The organism is Paracidobacterium acidisoli, from assembly GCF_003428625.2.
In the GTDB taxonomy this organism is placed as follows: Bacteria; Acidobacteriota; Terriglobia; order Terriglobales; family Acidobacteriaceae; genus Paracidobacterium; species Paracidobacterium acidisoli.
Genome location: NZ_QVQT02000003.1, coordinates 148,128 through 166,496 on the forward strand (window position 1 = coordinate 148,128; position 18,369 = coordinate 166,496).

At 59.1% G+C, this 18,369-nt stretch carries 15 protein-coding genes; 8 read left to right on the forward strand and 7 right to left on the reverse strand.

The window, feature by feature from the left end:
- Positions 1–23 precede the first annotated feature (23 nt).
- Both D0Y96_RS08100 and ppx read left to right on the forward strand, forming a co-directional pair.
- Positions 24–974, forward strand: coding sequence for a CHAD domain-containing protein (locus D0Y96_RS08100; RefSeq protein WP_117298881.1), 951 nt, complete (start codon positions 24–26; stop codon positions 972–974).
- 86 nt (positions 975–1,060) lie between these two features.
- On the forward strand, positions 1,061–2,587 hold the full coding sequence (gene ppx / locus D0Y96_RS08105) for an exopolyphosphatase (protein WP_117298882.1): 1,527 nt from the start codon (positions 1,061–1,063) through the stop codon (positions 2,585–2,587).
- Here the strand turns inward: ppx and D0Y96_RS08110 are convergent.
- From D0Y96_RS08110 to ppk1, 4 genes are all read right to left on the reverse strand, one after another.
- A complete protein-coding gene (locus D0Y96_RS08110) occupies positions 2,539–3,066 on the reverse strand; it encodes a SixA phosphatase family protein (protein WP_117298883.1) in 528 nt (175 codons plus the stop codon). The two genes, ppx and D0Y96_RS08110, sit on opposite strands and share 49 nt — an antisense overlap.
- Positions 3,067–3,370: 304 nt before the next feature.
- Positions 3,371–4,108, reverse strand: coding sequence for a class I SAM-dependent methyltransferase (locus D0Y96_RS08115; protein WP_158562312.1), 738 nt, complete (start codon positions 4,106–4,108; stop codon positions 3,371–3,373).
- Positions 4,105–5,004: a hypothetical protein gene (locus D0Y96_RS08120; RefSeq protein WP_158562313.1), complete on the reverse strand. Its 900-nt coding sequence runs from the start codon at positions 5,002–5,004 to the stop codon at positions 4,105–4,107. Before D0Y96_RS08120 ends, D0Y96_RS08115 begins: the two co-directional genes overlap by 4 nt.
- Positions 5,005–5,173: 169 nt before the next feature.
- Complete coding sequence (gene ppk1, locus D0Y96_RS08125) at positions 5,174–7,336, reverse strand: polyphosphate kinase 1 (protein ID WP_117298886.1); 2,163 nt, start codon at positions 7,334–7,336, stop codon at positions 5,174–5,176.
- 206 nt (positions 7,337–7,542) lie between these two features.
- Between ppk1 and D0Y96_RS08130 the strand changes: the two genes are divergently transcribed.
- The 6 genes from D0Y96_RS08130 (at position 7,543) to D0Y96_RS08155 (ending at position 14,392) form a co-directional block, all read left to right on the forward strand.
- Positions 7,543–8,121, forward strand: coding sequence for a hypothetical protein (locus tag D0Y96_RS08130; protein WP_117298887.1), 579 nt, complete (start codon positions 7,543–7,545; stop codon positions 8,119–8,121).
- Between the two features lie 300 nt (positions 8,122–8,421).
- Positions 8,422–9,894 carry a TolC family protein gene (locus D0Y96_RS08135; protein WP_350449007.1) on the forward strand — a complete coding sequence of 491 codons (1,473 nt, stop codon included), beginning with the start codon at positions 8,422–8,424 and terminating at the stop codon, positions 9,892–9,894.
- 2 nt (positions 9,895–9,896) lie between these two features.
- The gene (locus D0Y96_RS08140; RefSeq protein ID WP_117299675.1) at positions 9,897–11,132 is read left to right on the forward strand and encodes an HlyD family secretion protein; all 1,236 of its coding nucleotides are present in this window, start codon (positions 9,897–9,899) and stop codon (positions 11,130–11,132) included.
- A gap of 160 nt (positions 11,133–11,292) precedes the next feature.
- On the forward strand, positions 11,293–12,276 hold the full coding sequence (locus D0Y96_RS08145; protein ID WP_117298889.1) for a DedA family protein/thiosulfate sulfurtransferase GlpE: 984 nt from the start codon (positions 11,293–11,295) through the stop codon (positions 12,274–12,276).
- A 99-nt stretch (positions 12,277–12,375) separates the two neighbouring features.
- Positions 12,376–12,621: a hypothetical protein gene (locus tag D0Y96_RS08150; RefSeq protein WP_117298890.1), complete on the forward strand. Its 246-nt coding sequence runs from the start codon at positions 12,376–12,378 to the stop codon at positions 12,619–12,621.
- Positions 12,622–12,814: 193 nt separating this feature from the next.
- On the forward strand, positions 12,815–14,392 hold the full coding sequence (locus tag D0Y96_RS08155; protein WP_117299677.1) for a UbiD family decarboxylase: 1,578 nt from the start codon (positions 12,815–12,817) through the stop codon (positions 14,390–14,392).
- Positions 14,393–14,507: 115 nt separating this feature from the next.
- Here D0Y96_RS08155 and D0Y96_RS08160 read toward each other — a convergent pair whose 3' ends face one another.
- The 3 genes from D0Y96_RS08160 to D0Y96_RS08170 form a co-directional block, all read right to left on the reverse strand.
- Positions 14,508–16,106: an acido-empty-quinoprotein group A gene (locus D0Y96_RS08160; RefSeq protein WP_117298891.1), complete on the reverse strand. Its 1,599-nt coding sequence runs from the start codon at positions 16,104–16,106 to the stop codon at positions 14,508–14,510.
- Positions 16,107–16,234: 128 nt separating this feature from the next.
- Positions 16,235–17,305 carry a c-type cytochrome gene (locus D0Y96_RS08165; RefSeq protein WP_252263610.1) on the reverse strand — a complete coding sequence of 357 codons (1,071 nt, stop codon included), beginning with the start codon at positions 17,303–17,305 and terminating at the stop codon, positions 16,235–16,237.
- A 93-nt stretch (positions 17,306–17,398) separates the two neighbouring features.
- A complete protein-coding gene (locus tag D0Y96_RS08170) occupies positions 17,399–18,358 on the reverse strand; it encodes a sugar phosphate isomerase/epimerase family protein (RefSeq protein ID WP_117298892.1) in 960 nt (319 codons plus the stop codon).
- Between the last annotated feature and the right edge of the window lie 11 nt (positions 18,359–18,369).

Consider the following 18,369-nt stretch of genomic DNA (forward strand, 5'->3'; position numbering starts at 1 on the left):
CCGTCATGAATACAGGTTGAGAAATGAGCATCGATTCCGGACATTTCAGGGAACTGACGGCAAATCTGAAGGAGAATCTGAGCCGGTGCGCGCAGAACCCCGATGTGGATGCGGTGCATGACACGCGGACCGGCACGCGGCGAATCGAAGCCATGCTGGAGACGACGCTCCGCGAGCTGACACCGGCAAAGGAAGAAGTGCTTTATCAATCCATTCATTCACTGATGCGCCTGCTGAAGAAGATTCGCCGTGCCGCGGCTCCGGTGCGGGATCTGGATGTGCATCGCAAGCTGCTGGAAAAGCTGGTTCCACGGGAGAAGAATCACGAGCCGGCATCGATGGCGGACATTTTGCAGGATGTCCCGCTTGCTCCTGCGACGCAACAGGCAGAGGATCTGGATGCCTGGCTGAAACATCAGCGCCATGAAAATGAAGCACCGCTGCAAAAGAGCGCGGCAAAGTGGGCAGAGAAGCTGGAAAAACAGATGGCAGGTGTAGAAGATGCGCTGCGGGCAAAGGTGGCATCGCGCGGGGGACGGAGAGCTCCGGTAAAGCGTCCGGCGAAGGTGGCGCTGGACAACTTTGCACTGCTGGCGACCGAGATGCAGCTGCTCGACGCCCTGAATCTGCATGATTTTCGCAAGGGTGCAAAGAAGGCGCGATATGTGGCTGAGTCAGGCGGTGAGGATGAGAGCGCGAAGGCCGTAGGCGGCGCTCTGAAGCGGCTGCAGGATGAGATCGGGGACTGGCATGACTGGCTGGTTCTGGCGGACGAGGCGCGCCGCGCACTCGGCGCGCAGGGCACGGAGCTCACCAGCAGGATTGAAACAGAGCGCGACCAGCATTACGACTCGGCGATGAAGATGGCGGCGCGCCTGCGAGGCAGGCTGATGGGCGAGTGGCTGGCAAAGGATCAGCCGCTTCGCCGTCAGCGGTTACCGCGCAGGCCCGCGACCACAAACAATGGGCAGTAAACAGACTGAATCTGAATTTTCCCGGTTTCCGGCGGAGTTCTCCTGATCTCTGCTTTGTGTCGTGTATCTTTGCTCTCTGAAGACATATGCAGACGTTTGCGGCGATTGATATCGGCTCGAATTCGTGCAGGCTGAAAATTGCGCGAGTTGTTCAGCACAAACTGCGGGTGATTCACGAAGATCGCGAGGTAACGCGGCTCGGAGCGAGCGTCTTCGAGACGGGTCTGGTCTCTCCGGAAGCGATGTCGGCAACGCTGCGTGCTCTGAAGCGGTTTTACAAGGCGGTGCAGACGCACGGAGCCGACAGAATCCGCGCCGTGGCTACGGCGGCGATGCGCGACGCGCGGAACTCGCGTGCCTTCCTTGCATGGGTCAAGGACGAAACGGGGTGGGATGTCGAGATCATCTCCGGCATCGAGGAAGGACGGCTGATCTATCGCGGAGTGATGGCGAATGAGACCGGTGTGGCCGGGCGCTGTCTTCTGATCGATGTGGGCGGCGGGAGCTGCGAGATTTCTCTGTCGGAAAACCGGCGGCTGAAGGAGATCGTAAGCCTTCATCTGGGCGCGGTGCGGCTCACTGAGGAGTTTCTGCATGCCGATCCGCCGGCGAAAGAAGAGATTGCCCGGATGAAGCAGTTTATTGCCCATGAGCTGCGACGCGCGGAGCGCCGCATTGCCGGAGAAGGGGTGCGCACGGTGATTGCCACCTCAGGCACAGCAGCGGCATTGTCTGAGGCGAGCAAGGTGGGCAGGAAGATACGGGCCGGGCAGCCGTATGTCACGCCCGCCCACGATGTACGGCGTCTGGCGGACAAGCTGACAAAGCAGAAGAACGCCGCGCGTATGGTGATTCCAGGGATTGGGCCGCGGAGATCAGAAATTATCGTCGCCGGAGCGCATGTATATGCGGAGCTGCTGGAGCGTTTTGGACTGCAGGGCTTTCGCTACTCCGATATGGGGCTGCGGGATGGGGTTCTGGCGCAGATGCTGGCCGAACAGGACCCCCGGGCTTCGGCACATCTGCAGTTCGAGCGCGACCGCTGGGAGGGGGTGCTGGAGACCTGCCGCCGCTATGGAGTCGATCCAAAGCAGGCGGAGCCGGTCAGGCAGCATGCAGTGCAGCTGTTTCGCGACCTGCAGACGGTACATCAGCTTCCCGCCGAGTATCAAAGCTGGATGGAAGCGGCGGCCATGCTGCGCGATATTGGTAAGTTCATGAATTACCAGGGACATCACAGGCATGCGCAGTACATCATTGCGAACTCCGAGCTGTTCGGTTTTACGCCGCAGCAGAGGATTGTGACGTCGGCGATTGCGCGGTATCTCGGAAAGAGCCGTCCGGAGCCGGAGGGACGGACGATGCGGCAGGTTCCACCTGAAGAGCACGAGCATGTGCGCAGGACGGTGGTGCTGCTCCGACTGGCAGTGGGCCTGAATCAGGACCGGGCCAGCGATGTGCTCCGGGTCCGCGTGCGGACCTATCCCAAACGGATTTTGCTCGAGGTCTTTCCAGGACGTACGGGCGCGGAGCTGGAGCTGTGGTCGCTGCGCAAAGAGGCAGTCTACTTTCGCGAGGTCTTCCGGCGAGAGCTTTTTGTCACTCTGGCATAGACGCCGCGCAGGATGCGGGGATCGACGAGCCAATGCAGAAGACCTGGACGGCGAGCGCAGTCGATACGGGCAATCGCTCCTTTGCGAAGACGAATGGCGGCTTTGCCCGGTGGAGCGATGATCGAACCAAGGAAGACAGGCAGATTCGGGTTGTGCCCGACGACCAGGACATTGTCGTACTTTGAGAGATCTGCAATCAGCTTCTGAAAGTCAGCGAGCGGCGCATTGGGCAGCAGTGCGTCGGAAATTACGATCTTCGAGTCATAGCCGACTTCGGTACCCACGAAAGAAGCGGTCTGCAGCGCACGCTTGAGCGGGCTCGAGACAATGACATCAAACTGCACCCTGAAAGCATTCAGATAACTGCCAACGAGCATGCACTGCTGCTTGCCTTCTTTATCGAGAGGGCGGCGAACATCAATGACAGGGTTGTCGCGCCGGATTCCGGCGCTGGCATGGCGGAGGATGTAAAGATTCATGAGAAATGATCCGAAAAGTCTGAAGGGCTGATCTGTATCGGGGTGTCAGTTGTAATCAACTGTAATAGCTGGTGTTAGCGCAGAGCAGCGCATCCCGTTAACACGATTGTAACAATGAAGAGGCAGCCCGAATGTTAATTTTCAGGGCAAATTTTGTCTGAGGCTGGCTCAGATCACGGGCGGGACAGGAAAGGGGCCTGGAAGGGGAACCGGATCGGGATCGGGAGCAGGGCTCGGTCGTGGGTCGGGTTCAGGCGCGGGACCGGGTAGTGGGGGAGGATCGATCGGGGGAACAGAGCCGCAACTAAAAAGGGCCGGCGGGGGAGAAGGAAGGGCCATCTTTCGCGTAAGAATCATCAGCGGCAGCCGAAGTTGCCATGAACGTCCAGATTTCGCTGGTGAGGAGGCCGCCGAGCCAGGAGCGCTCATCGAAGCGTGAAAAGCCGGAACGCTCGAGAAGCATATCCCAGGCGGGCAGCTCCCGGACTTCAAGGCCGGTGAGGATGCCGAAGGCCCGATAGAGGCTGCGGACGAGGAAGCGGCTTAACGGCTCGACAATGCCGCCTTCAGGAACCTGAAATTCTGAGACCAGCCAGCGCGCACCAGGCACGAGATGAGGACGGAGCGTCGCGGTGAGACGGGAGAGATCGAGGTGCGTGAGGCAGTCGAGGAAGAAGTGAGTGACAACGAGATCGTAGCCTGTCGCAGTGAAGCTTTCCGGCGGCGAAAAATCGCGGACGTCGGCACGGTGAATGGCGACGCGGCTGTGTGCTTCCGTTCCAAGATTGCGGACACGCTGTTCGAGCAGCTTCAGCATTCCTGGGCTGAGGTCGATGACGTCAACCAGAACATCGGGATTGGACTGCAGAAGACGGGTGAGAAAGCGTCCGTCTCCATCGCCGATGACAAGAGCGCGGCGCGCGCCGGTGATCTCGGGCAGACGGCTGAAGCGGCAGCGTTCGAGGTATGGGCCGAAGGTGAGGTATTCAAACCACCGGTAGGGGCGGGCGATGAAGTCAAAGTTGGGAGCCGGCTTCGTCATATCAGGTGAAGCGGAAGCATCAGCAGAAGCGGGGTTAGCAGGGCCGCGTCGGCGGCGATGCGCAGAGAGAGGATGGAGAGGCGATTGCGCCGTATATGGAGCAGGCCAAGCACAGCCGCTGAGGCCAGCGCCGCACAATACAAACGTCCGGCCGCCGGTGCTGAACGATGCGAGAGGAGCATGAGTGCAGCCGCCATGCCGCCGACAAAGAGAATCATCCACGAGAGATGCTGCTGCGCCCATCGCACGAGAGGCCGTCGCTGATGAGCGGCAGAAGCGGAGGCGTGTTGCGCATGAGGAAGGCTTTCCCAGGCTTCGATGGCGAGACAGTTCAGACAGCAGAGTGCGCCGAACAGAAAGACCGGAAGAGCGAGAATGGTATGCGCGCCGAAATCTGCTGATGCGGTGAGATGTGTCTGAAGCATGCGGGACTGGGCCGGGACGGCCGTGGCAAGAGCGAAGAGCAGGCCGACTGCGAGCTCTTTCGGAAACCAGCGTTCAATATTTATGTTCTGCAGGCCACCGAGCAGGTGGATGACGGCGAAGTAAAGCAGGGCTGCGCCGAAGAGCCAGTAGTCTTCAAGACGCGCAACAGGAAGCATGCGGTTGAAGATGAGCCAGACCAGAGTTGTTCCGGCGGCAAGAGCTGCGAGCAGGAATGCCAGGCGATAGCGCGCGTGGAAGAAGTGGCGGCGCCGCAGTATGAGGATGCTTTTAGGGCGCAGGCCATCGAGAATACGGTCGGCGACATAGACCAGCCAGGTTCCCAGACCGAGAATAGCGAGCGATGCGGGAGACAGATGGACGTGAACGACGCGCGCGAAGCTCCATGCCCAGAGCACAGCCACAGTCGGAGCATCAAGACTGAGCAGATGCCACCACTCCGGGAGCTGCATGAGAGCGCCGGGGAGGAGCCGGGTTGCGAGCCGCCGGGCCCGGATTTTTGCCGGCAGCGGGATCGCGGAGATGGCCACGTTTCCATGATAAAGCGATCAGGATGATGAGTGGGATCAGAGGGCGAGGGAGAAGAAATCTCTGATCCCGAGGGCTTTCAGAGCCGGTCTGTCAGTCTGCGGCGGCTTTGCGGACGGATTTTCCCGAGCGCCGCTGCGGAGCGGCCTGGCGTTGTACGGCCGATGTGGGAATATCGTCGGCTGAGGCTTTGGACTCGGCGACCTGCATGAAGAAATCCTGGGAGCTGAAGTGCGGCACGTTGCGATCCAGTTCTTCGGCTCGGGTGAAAGTGCCGTCCATTGCGAGCAGACGTGCCTTGACGGTGTCGGCGAGATAGGCGGCAAGAATTTCGTTGCGAATGCGGGCTTTGATCTGCGGATCGCGAATGGGGAACACGACTTCGCAGCGCTCGAAGAGATTCCGGGGCATCCAGTCGGCGCTGCCGCAGTAAATCTCTTCGTCGCCTCCGTTATCGAAGCAGAAGATGCGGCTGTGTTCGAGGAAGCGCCCGACGATGGAGCGGACACGGATATTTTCGCTGATGCCCTTCAGGCCGGGGCGGAGAGAGCAGATGCCGCGCACGATGAGATCGATCTGAACGCCTGCCTGCGAAGCGGCATAAAGCGCTTCGATGACGCTCGACTCCAGGAGTGAGTTCATTTTGGCGATGATGCGCGCCGGACGCCCCGCAGCAGCATGCTCCGTTTCGCGATGGATAAGGCGAATGAAGTTTTCAGCGAGCGTGAGAGGAGCAACGAGCAGAGGCTTGTAGTCGTCGGATTCGGAACGGGCAGTGAGGTAGTTGAAGACGCTGTGCATACTGGCGGTGATCTCCGGGTCGGAGGTGAGCATGCTGAGGTCGGTATAGAAGCGGGCCGTATCCGGGTTGTAGTTGCCGGTACCGAGATGTGCGTAGCGGCGGATGACGTCGTCGGGATCGCGGCGAACAAGCAGGGCAAGCTTGCAGTGGGTTTTGAGGCCGACGATGCCGTGGAAGACCTGGACGCCGGCGTCTTCCAGATCGCGAGCCCAGCGAATGTTCGAGGCCTCATCGAAGCGTGCGGTCAGCTCGACGACAACGGTCACTTCCTTATTCTGAGCCGCTTCGACGAGCGCCTTGAACATAGGTGAATCGGCGCTGGTGCGGTAAAGCGTCTGCTTGATGGAGACAACATGCGGATCGAGAGCAGCGGCCTGGATGAAACCGACGACAGCGTCATAAGAGTCGTAGGGATGGTGGAGCAGAATGTCGCGGTGGCGCAGCTCTTCGAAAAGATCGGCAGACTTGCGGTTCAGGCGCAGCTCATGAGGAGCAAAGGGCGGAAATTTCAGGTCGGGCCGGGCAACGCTGGAAAGCGTCATGAGGCGTGAGAGGTTGACAGGGCCGTCGGTGCGATAAACCTGAGACTCGTCGAGCTCAAAGTTGGTGCGCAGACGATCGATGATTTCTGGGTCTGCGCGGCGCTCGATCTCCAGACGGACGGCATCGCCCTTGCGGCGATTGTGTAGCTCGGAGCGAACAGTCTCGAGCAGAGTGCGCGACTCTTCTTCCTGGAAGTAAAGATTGCTGTTGCGAGTAACGCGAAAGGCGGCGCTGGAGAGGATCTCATAGCCGCGGTACATACCGGCGGCATACTGCTCGATGAGAACGTGGAGGAAGACGAAGTCGTGCGTGCCGGAAGCAGAGGGTACGGGCACAAGGCGCGGCAATGCGCGGGGCACCGTGACCACGCCCAGTACGGAGCCGTCGGTGCCGCGGCGGCGGCGCTTCAGCAGCAGGGCGATGCACAGAGCCTTATTGAGAACGCGAGGGAACGGGTGTGCCGGATCGATCGTAATCGGTGTGAGCAGCGGGTCTACTTCACGCTGATAAAAAGCGGCGGCAGCCTTGCGGGCTTCGTCGTCGATCTCCTCCCAGGAGAGGACGCGAATGCCGGCAGAGTGCAGTGCCGGTAACAGCTGTTCATTCCAGCAGCGGTACTGCGCGTCTACAAACTGATGCACCTCTTCAGTAAGCTGGTCGAGAGATTGCTGGAGGGTGAGGCCGTCGGGCGCGGTTTCGTTGTATCCATCTTCCAGACGCTGCAGGATGCCGGCAATGCGAATTTCGAAGAACTCGTCGAGATTGCTGGCCGTGATGGCGAGGAATTTCGTCCGTTCGAGCAGCGGGTTGGAGGTGTCCTGTGCTTCTTCCAGCACACGGCCGTTAAAGCTGAGCCAGGATTCGTCCCGGCCAAAATAGAGGGTTTCCGGCTGATGTCTGGTTTTTGCCATACGAGAGACGCTCGTTCCCGGTACAGGTGGGGGATATCGAGGGGGCGATATCCCGTTCAAAGTCTACACAGATTGCTATACACTGTGGCGTCTCCGGGGATGTAAACAGGCTGCGAAAATGTACAGATGAGGGAGCGGGAAGGCATTCCGGACCCCATGGAAATCGTCCGGGACGATGGTAAGATGGGAGATTCCGGAGGTATTGCATGACGGATCAGGGTTGCGGACAGGGAAGCGCCGGAGCGCACATGGCAGAAAATGCGGCTATGGAACTGTATCAGATTGCAGCGCTGATGCTGGGCAATGAGACGGAAGCTCTGGGCCTGGTCGAGGAGACGATTGCCGGAGTGGAGATCGATCCCTGTGCAGACGCATCGGCGGCGGGGGAGATAGCGCAGCAGCGGTTGATCAGCGTGGCCATTCGCCGGATGGACGAACAGAATCCGAAGGCCTTTGTACCGGCTCCGGCAGAGGCAGGACCAGCGGGCTGCATTCAGGAAGACGATATCGCTGCGGCCGGACTCTCAACGGAAAATATGGCTGAGCTGATCAGCGGCAGTGGCCGGGACAGGCTGCGTGCCTGGCTGGATCAGCTTCCTCTGGCGCAGAGAGTGATCTTTGTGCAGCGGGCGGTTCTGGGCCGGGACAATGCGCGAACTGCGTACACGATGGACGAAAGCCTGCCTGCCTCGCGGGGCTGGAGCGCAGAACAGGTGAGCCAGCTGTTTCGTCAGGCGTTGTGCTCGCTGGCAAATTCGCTGGTGCATGCCGCCTCGATGGCCTGAATCTCGTAACCGGCGTACGAAAGGGCTCTGTTCGACAGGGAAAGCCGGACTCAATCTGTGTTCTTTCTGAATTCTTTGGGGCGTTATAGCATCCAAAGCACGTACCCTGTTGAATCGCCCTGATTTTCCTGGGCAAATACCTTTTTCGTTACGGGTGAATACTGCGTGTCAGAAGCTGGAACCATCCCAAAGAGGGAGAAAAGGTGGTCCCTGAGTACCCGGAATGCGCCGATAGACGCCGCTCCATCGGTTTTCGGCCGAAGCGCATGCTCTGAGGTCTGCGCAGCAAAGGATAACTCTGTGCGGACTAGCGTGAAGACCGGCACGGGCTCCTGGCTGCCGCGTGTTCTTCCCGTACTTCCGGCAATGCTTCTTTTACTTCCGGCGATAACCGGGTTTGCGCAGGACAGCAGTTCAACCGTCATTCAGCCGCAGTCGCCTGTACCGATTCAGCAACCGCAGATCAGCAGCTCGACGTATCAGGGCAGCGTCTCCACAGAAAAGGCCACTGCAGAGACACTGCAGCTTTCACTCGACGAAGCCATTCAGCGCGGGCTGAAGCATAATCTGGGGCTGATCCTGACGGGTGAGAGCACGCAGACGGCAAAGGGCTCGGAGCTGGAACAGCTGCAGTCTCTGCTGCCGACGGTGACAGCGGAAGGCAAAGTCGCAGTGCAGGAGACAGACCTGGCAGCGGAGGGGCTGCGTATTCCAGGATTTCCGACCATTATCGGACCGTACGGGAATACGGATATTCGGGGCACGCTGAAGTGGTCGCTTCTGGATCTGTCATCGCTGCAAAATTACCTGGCGTCAAAGCATGATTTTCAGAGCACGAAACTCTCGGCCGAGGATGCGCGCGACATGGTCGTGCTGACGGTGGGGAATGCTTATCTGACGGTGATTGCGGATCAGGCGCGGATCGATTCCGACCAGGCACAGGTGAATACGTCAAAGGTCTCCCTCGATCAGGCTTCGGCGAATCATCAGGCGGGGACGGCTCCTCTGCTGGATGAGCTGCGGGCCCGGGTGGATTACCAGACCCAGGAGCAGACATTGATTACCGCGCAAAATGCCTTCGACAAGGACAAAATTGCGCTGGCGCGAGTTATCGGATTGCCTCTGGAGCAGAAGTTTGCTCTGACGGATCAGGCTCCTTATGCTCCGCTCGATCATCTCGATGCGGAGACGGCCATTCACCAGGCGCTGGACAATCGCAGCGACCTGAAGGCGATGCGTGAGGAAGTGACCGCGGCGGAGCACGCGCGCAAAGCCGCGACCGATGAGCGGCTGCCAGCGGTCAGTTTCTCCGGGGATTACGGCGATATCGGGATTAATCCTGCGACGTCGCGCGGTACCGGAAATGCGAGCGGTTCGATCGATGTGCCGCTGTTCGAAGAGGCAAAGCTGCGCGGCGATGCAAAGCAGGCACAGTCGACGCTCGACCAGAAAAGGGCGCGGCTGAGCGATCTGCAGGGACAGATCAGCGCGGATGTGCGCGACAGCATTCTTGATATTCAGTCGGCGCAGAAGCAGGTGGAAGTGGCGCGCAGCAATGTGCAGCTGGCGAATGAGGCGCTGAGCGAGGCGCAGCAACGGTACGCAGCGGGCGTCTCCGACAATCTGGCAGTCTCTCAGGCTCAGCAGACGGTTGCGCAGGCAAACGAGCAGTATGTGACAAGCCTTTATTCGCACAACATTGCAAAACTGTCGCTGGCGCGCGCTCTGGGTATAGCGCAGCGCAGCTACAGGGATTACGTTGGAGGAAAGTGAGCGTGGCCGAGCAAATGACGGACGAGCAAACCAGAAATGATGTGCCGCAGGCGGGCGAGCCTGACACGGTGCAGCCGAAGTCACGGCGGCGTTTTATCATCATCGGCGTGGTCGCCATCCTCGTGGTGGGAGCGGTACTGTTCTGGTGGCACTCCACGTATTACGAGGACACGGACGATGCGCAGGTGAACGGACACCTGATCCAGATCAGCTCACGAATCTCCGGGCACGTGACCAGGGTGAACGTGGATCAGAACCAGTATGTCGATGCCGGAACCGTGATGGTGGAGATGGACCCGGCGGACTACCAGACTGCTGTCAATCAGGACGAGGCGAATCTCGAGAGCGCGGAAGCCAACTATGAGGCAGCGCGGGTGAATGTTCCGATCACAAATGTGAACTCGGGCAGCAACATCAATACAGCCAATGCCGATGTGTCGAGTGCGCAGGCGGGTGTAGCCCAGGCAGAGCAGCAGCTCAGTGCAGCCCAGGCAGCCGTGGCCCAGGCGAAGGCCAATCACACCAAGGCAAAGCTCGATCTGGACCGTTACACTCCGCTGGTAGCGAAAGACATTATTTCGAAGCAGCAGTATGACGCGGCGGTCGCGGCAGCCGACGCGGACCAGGCGGCGGTGGAGCAGTCACAGGCAAATCTGCTGGCGGCTCAGGCAGCCGTGCGGATGAACCGGGACAAAGTGATTCAGGCGGAATCCGGCCTGCGCTATGCGAAGACAGGGCCGCAGCAGGTGGCGATTCAAAAGGCGAAGGCCGACCAGGCGGAAGCCCAGGTAGAGCAGGCGAAGGCCGCCCTGGCGCAGGCGCGTCTGAATCTGAGCTACACAAAGATCGTAGCTCCGGTAGCGGGCATTGTCACAGTGAAGAATGTGGAAGAGGGGCAGAACGTCGGTATCGGGCAGAACCTGGCGACACTGGTTTCGCTGGATGATGTCTGGATCACCGCCGACTTCAAGGAAACCCAACTTGAGCACATGAGACCGGGGCAGGCGGTCACGATTCACGTGGATGCCTATGACCGGGATTATGACGGTAAGATCACGCAGATCGGCGGAGCAACTGGTTCGGTGCTTAGCCTCTTTCCTCCGGAGAATGCGACGGGTAACTATGTGAAGGTGGTCCAGCGTATACCGGTTCGTATTGATCTGACGAATGTGAAACAGAACTCGGATCACCTGCTGCGGCCAGGTCTTTCGGTCGAGCCAAAGGTTCGGGTGAAGTAACGGATTCAGGTTGTTCCCGCTCATCCCTTCGTAATATCGCTTCGTAAAACGGGGTCAGAAGCCTTTTCAGGAAGGTTTCTGACCCTGTAATTTTTCAGGGGAGAGTCCTTCCTCACCTGACAGACATCTATACTGGCAACTGCATTTGCAGGAGCGCGCCTTGCCTGTCGCACTCGATTTCTTTATCCAATACGGCTATCTGATTCTGTTCCTCTGGGTACTGACGGAACAGATCGGCATTCCTGTGCCGAGTATGCCGATTATGATCACGGCGGGCACTTTGACGGCGACGCACAAGCTGAGTCTGCCGCTGGTGCTGCTGTCGGTCATGGCCGGCAGTCTGATCAGCGATTCGATCTGGTATTTCCTCGGCAAGCGTTTTGGCGGAACGGTGGTGAAGGTTCTGTGTCGGCTGTCGATGGAGAGTTCGACCTGCGTGCGCAAAACGGAAGGATACTTCACTAAAAATGGCGAAAAGGCGTTGCTGCTGGCGAAGTTCATTCCAGGGCTGGGAACGGTTGCGGCGCCGATTGCCGGACAGATCAATATGAGGTATTCGACGTTCGCGTTTTACGACGCGGGAGGGGTCCTGCTGTGGGCGCTGGCGGCAACTCTCGGCGGAAGATTCTTCGGAGATGTGCTGAAGCGGCACCCGAATGCGTTGTCTTCCTCAGCACAGTATGCCGGGATTCTGTTCATTGTGCTGTTCGTGGGATTTCTGGTGTGGAGAGTGCTGCGCCAGCGTGCGTTTCTGAAGGAGATCCGGATGGCGCGGCTGGAGCCCCAGGATCTGAAGGGGATGCTCGATCACGGCCGCGAAGTATTTATCGTTGATCTGCGGCATCCGCTGGATTATCTTCCCGACCCGCGGACGCTTCCAGGAGCGATGCAGCTGACGCCGGATAAGCTGGTCGAGCACAGCGGCGAGATTCCGCGAGATCGGGATGTAGTGCTGTTCTGTACCTGCCCGAGCGAAGCGACGGCCGCGAAGATGGCTCTGGCGCTGCGGAAGATGGGCATCTACCGGGTGCGGCCACTGCGTGGCGGCTTCGACGAGTGGAAACGGTTGGGATATCCTCTGGTGGATATTCCGACGGAACCACTGGATGCGGAGACATCTTCCGGCAATGCAGTTTCAGCCTGATTCGCACGGTTCACGAAGAATTCTTCACGGATTCGGCTTCTTTGGGACGGGGAGCGGTTATGCTGATCCGGATCACGCATGATGGGATGAGGTGCAGACGTGGCCTGGAATGAGATCTTCCGCTGCGATATTTGCGGCAAGGAAAAGAGCGAAGAAAGCGAAGACTGGTGGCTTTCCTGGACAGAGCGCCTTGCTCCGCTGCCAGGTGAACCGGAACAGCCGCTGCTGAAGATCACGCGCTGGCACACCTTCCTGTCGCACGATGCCTCTGTCCGGCATTTGTGCGGACAGCGGTGTGCGCAGACGCTGATGGACCGCTGGATGACCGCGAAGATCGACCGGTAATCGACAGGCTCGAGCGAAAAAGCGAAGTTGAAGTCAGGGATAGTCGAGCTTCCATATGACCAGTGATTCCACCCTGCCTGTATATCCCCACATATATATCGAGAAGTAAGAATCCGTTTGGCTTTTGCGCCGTTACGGAAAGAGGCAACCCTGCTGACGATAGTATGGAGAGTTGTTCCTGGAGGAAAAAAGCGTGGCCTACGACGACCTTCGCGACTGGATCAAAACTCTCGATAAAGCTGGCGAACTGAAACGCATCCGAGAAGAGGTCGATCCGGTTCTGGAGATCACCGAAATTACCGATCGCGTTTCAAAGGCTGGACGCAGAGGCGGCGTAAAAGGGCATGCTCCAGGTGGTCCGGCGCTGCTGTTTGAGAAGGTGAAGGGGTATCCAGGCGCAAAGGTACTGATGAACCAGTTCGGCAGCGAGCGGCGCATGCGGCTGGCGCTGGGTGTGGACTCACTCGATGATATTGCCGGGCGGATTCGCACGCTACTCGAAGTGAAGTCACCGGAAGGCTTTCTGGAAAAGCTGAAGATGCTGCCGATGCTGGCTGACATCGGAAAGTTCTTTCCGAAGACCATTGCGGCAAAAGATGCAGCCTGCAAAGAAGTGATCCTCCGGGAAAATTTCAGTGTGCTGGGTTTTCCCGTGCTGCAGTGCTGGCCGCTTGATGGCGGACGCTTCATCACGCTGCCGTGCGTGGTGACGCGCGATCCGAAGACAGGAAAGCGCAACGTGGGCATGTACCGTATGCAGGTGTATGACGGGCAGACGACGGGCATGCACTGGCAGCGGCAGAAGAACGCGGCAGAGCATCTGCGGGAGCGGCTGAGAGCGGCGTCAGGCGCGTCGGCGGCAGATCACGTGCGTACGATGGCAGAGACAGCCGGTGGAACGAAATCGATCGCACTGGGAAATGTGAAGGATGACCGGATGGAGGTGGCCGTTGCCATCGGGACCGATCCGGCGACGACGTTCGCGGCAATTGTGCCGGCGCCGCCTGAGGTTGAAGAATTTCTGATTGCCGGATTCCTGCGGCAGCAACCGGTGGAGCTGGTGCAGTGCGAGACCGTCGATCTGCAGGTTCCGGCGCAGGCGGAGATTGTTCTCGAAGGTTATGTGAAGCTGGACGAGCTACGCAGCGAGGGGCCATTCGGCGATCACACCGGCTTCTACACGATGGAGGAGGAGTATCCGGTCTTTCACATCACCTGCATCACCCATCGTAAAGATCCCGTCTATGCGGCGACGATCGTCGGTAAACCGCCAATGGAAGATGCATGGATGGGCAAAGCGGTGGAGCGGATCTTTCTGCCGCTGATGAGGCTGACGCTGCCTGAGATCGTGGATATCAATCTGCCGGTAGAGGCGGTCTTTCATAACCTGATCATCGTGTCGATCCGGAAGAGCTATGCGGGGCAGGCGTGCAAGGTAATGAATGGCATCTGGTCGATGGGACAGGCGATGTTCTCAAAGTGCGTCATTGTGGTGGACGAGGACTGCGATGTGCAGGATCTGGCGGAGGTCACGCTCCGGGTGACCAATAATATCGATCCGGAGCGCGACATTCAGTTCACACTGGGACCAGTGGATTCGCTCGATCATGCGTCGCGGCTCCCGAATTACGGAAGCAAGATGGGCATCGACGCGACGCGCAAGTGGGCGGCGGAGGGATTTACGCGGCCCTGGCCTCCGATGATTGAGATGGACGAGGCAACGAAGGCTCGCGTGGATGCGATATGGAAAAAACTGGGGATTGAGGACTAAGCTGTCCCGCTTCCGGTCATCTGCTTGCGAGTGATTTCGCAGCACTGCTTTCGCAGCGGCTCGTGGATTGAGCTGTTCCCGACGCAGATGGCAGGTCAGGAACAGCTATGAGCGCTTAATTCCCCTGCCGGGTCGTGGCTGCTGATTCTCCGGCCGCATCGGGCAGTGCCCATGCAAAGAGCACTCCTCCACTGCCGGTGATGACGTACTGACGGCCATCTATCTCAATGGAAATCGGAGAGCTCTGCATGGGGGAGCCGGTGCCTGCATGCCACAGGGTTTTACCGTCTGCGGTGCTGAGGGCAAGGATGTTTCCGTCGGCATCACCGGTGAATGTGACTCCGGAGTCGGTGGTGAGCACGCCCGCTCCTGAACCATGCTGGCCAACCTCATGCTTCCAGCGGATTTTGCCGGTGTGGTAGTCGATGGCCTCGATGACACCTTTGCTCCAGACGCCATAATCTGCGCCCGCCCAGCCGAAGGTGCCATCGGCCGGCTTGGCGAAGTAAATGCCGTAACTGGGACGCGCATCGACGACGAAGAGTCCGGTCTTTGGATCGAAACTGGGTGAGCGGTAGTTCGTGAGGCCACCCTCATCCGGAGCGATCAGACGGCCATCCGGAGCCGGTTCTTTTTCTGTATTCGGAATGGGCCTGCCCTGATTGTCGAGGCCCAATGACCAGTTGACGGGGCCAAAGGTCGTGCTCAGAAGGCTCTTTCCGTTGGTGCGGTCAAGAACGTAGAAGTAGCCATTGCGCGAGGTCTGCATGAGCATCTTTCGCGGCTGGCCATGGAAGTCTCTGTCGACGAGTACCGGCGTTTCGACCGCGTCCCAGTCGTGGGTATCGTGCGGCGAGGCCGAGAAGGACCATACCAGTTTGCCGGTATCGGGGTTAAGAGCCACGATGCTGCAGGTGTACGGATCAAGGCCGGGGCGAGGCTTGCCATTGAGCACGGGAGTAGGATTGCCGGTTCCCCAGTAGAGCATATTCAGCTCAGGGTCATAGGTGCCGGTCATCCACGTCATGCCGCCTGTTGTCGAGTCGGGCGTGCCGACAGGCGGGGTGGCATTCCACTGCCACTGAGTTTTACCGGTCTCGGCATCCACGGAGCGGAGGAAGCCGGTGAGGTTATCAAAGTCGCCCGAAACGCCCACGATGACATGGTTCCCGATAATCATCGGCGACATGGTGGTCCAGTAACCCTTTGTGACGTCGGCGACGACCACATCCCAGCGAACGGAGCCATCTTTCGCGTTCAGCGAGATCAGGTGAGCATCCGGAGTAAGGAAGTAGAGCCAGTCCCTGTAAATACTGACGCCGCGCTGGCCGATGTGAAGGCCTTTGTTCGGGTGATATTGGTAGTGCCAGATCCTGTGTCCGGACCGGACATCGACCGCCCAGACGTTATCGGGCACAGTGAAATACAGAATGCCATTGGCGACGATCGGTGTGGACTTGATCGAGGCGCCCTGGTCTGTCTGAAAGGCCCAGGCGAGACCGAGGCGATGAACGTTCTGCGGTGTGATCTGGGTCAGAGGGCTGTGACGTTTTCCGGAGTAGTCTCCGTGATAGATCGGCCAGCTGTCCGCGGACGGATGAAGAAGCTCTGGCGCGTCGACAGTCTTGTCCTGTGCGTTCAGCGGATGCGGCGATACAAGAACGGCCGTTGCGGCGGCAAAGGCAAGAAGGAGAGCAGTCTTTGAAAACTTCATCCTGGTTTCAGACCTTTCGGAAAAAGGCAGCGGGTTTATTTTTTGATTTCCCCCATGAAGCCGGGTATCCCGCGGGCAGTGCGGGGTCCGTTTGCCTTAAAAACGAACCCGGCAACAGAGATCAGGGCTTAGCGCAGCGTCTGCAGATAAGCCATGAGGTTGTGAATATCGTCGTCCGTGTACTTCGAAAGCTGATCGGCATGAGCTTCCACCGGCGCATCGACCGAATATTTCACGGTGGGAATCGACCAGGAACGATAGGTTCCGGTGGAGTCGCGGAGCCCGACCGTAAATTCATCGAGGTAGGCGAGGGTACCCGTGACAGTCTGACCGGAGGGAAGCGTGACGGTTACTTTGCTCTTTGCATCATGAGGATAGAGCATCTGCTCTTCGAGGTGCAGGCCCTCATAGCGCGAAGCGACACCGGCAAGATCGCCTGTGGGCGAGTGACATGTGGAGCATTTGCCAGCGCCGTTGAAGTAGGCTTTTCCTGCCTCGACGTTTCCGGTCTGAAGGTCAGAGACATCGACACCGCGGCGGCTGCCCTGCTGTGCACTCGCCTTCGCGGCCTGAGAGTGGATAAAGGCGACGAGGCCGGCGAGATCCTGATCGGAGAAGTTGAAGGAGGGCATGCCCTTGTCCGGGCGCCCATTGCGAACCACCTGCGAGATCTTATCGCCGCCGGAATCGGACGCGACGAGTTTGGAACGCGTCAGATCGGGGCCGGTTTCGCCGCCGCCTGCATCACGGCCATGGCAGAACGAGCAGTTCTGCTGGAAGAGGGAAGAGCCAGCCTGAACCAGAGCAGCAGAGTCCGTTGAGGGAGCAGGGCTGGCGGGAGGGGCAGCAGGCGCTGCCGGTGCGGCGGGAGCTGATGGCGGTGCCGAGCTGGCGAGATAGCGCTGAATCTCCGCGATCTGCGCGTCGGTAAGCTGAGTAAATGCAGGCATGGCGCCGCCACCGTGATGCACGCGATCGGTGATCTGCTGTGAGCTGAGGCGCTGGGTTACACCCACCAGGGAGGGGATCGCCGGAGGATTGCCCTCCATGCTGTCGCCGTGGCACATAGAGCAGTTGTTCTTATAGAGAGTCTCTCCGGTCTGGGCCGCCTGGGCCGCATAACCAGACACAGGCGCGCTCAGAACGACGAACATCCCGGCAGCCATCGCCAACCACACAAAGTTTCCTGATTTTTTCATCGTTCCGATCATTCCTTTTCAATCCCAGGCGTACTGATACAACCTGCAAATTTTCTTACTGCAAAGCTGGTGCTTTGCACGACATCCCTGTTCCTATATCCACCATGCCGCGGCTGGAGCTTCGCGGACCACGGCTTCCTGCAGAAAACGGGCTGCTTTGCTGAGGCCTTCCTCGGGTGAAAGCAGGCTGTCTTCATGCTCGATGGAGAGCACATTGTCATAGCCGAACATTCTGAGCGTGGAGACGAACTCCTTCCACCATTCTGCGCCATGACCGTAACCGCAGGTGCGGAAGATCCATCCACGGTTACGCTCGTCAGTGTAAAGCTTCGTGTCGAGAACGCCGGTGCGGGGCAGATTTGCCGGATACAGCTGCGTGTCTTTGGCGTGAACGTGGAAGATGGCATCACCGAGAACGCGAATGGCGGCAACAGGATCGATGCCCTGCCAGAACATATGGCTGGGATCGTAATTGCAGCCAATGGCGGGTCCGGCGATGGAGCGGAGCTTCAGCAGCGTCTCCGGGCTGTAGACGACGAAGCCGGGATGCATCTCGATGGCAATTTTCACGCCATGCTGAGCAGCGAATTCCGCGCGCTTTATCCAGTACGGAACCACAACTTCCTTCCACTGCCACTCAAGAATGTCGAGGTATTCCGGCGGCCAGGGGCAGGTAACCCAGTTGGGAAACTTCGCATGCGCCGAATCTCCCGGGCAGCCGGAGAAATCGACAACGACGGAGACGCCAAGCTTTTCTGCGAGCAGGATAGTCTGCCGGCTGACTTCCTGAGCCTGCTTTGCCTTTTCAGGGTCAGGATGCAGCGGATTGCCATGGCAGCTCAGCGCACTGATGGATGTGCCATGATCCTTCAGCGTCTGCTGAAAGGCCTTCAGTGCTGCGGCATCGTCGAGCATGGAGAGCTTGCAGTGGGTATCGCCCGGATAATTGCCGGTCGCGAGCTCCACGGTGGTGATGTCGAGCGCCCTGAGCTTTGTAAGCACTTTGTCGAGCGGCAGCTGCGACAGCAAAGGGGTAAATACTCCAAGTCTCATCCGAATGGCTC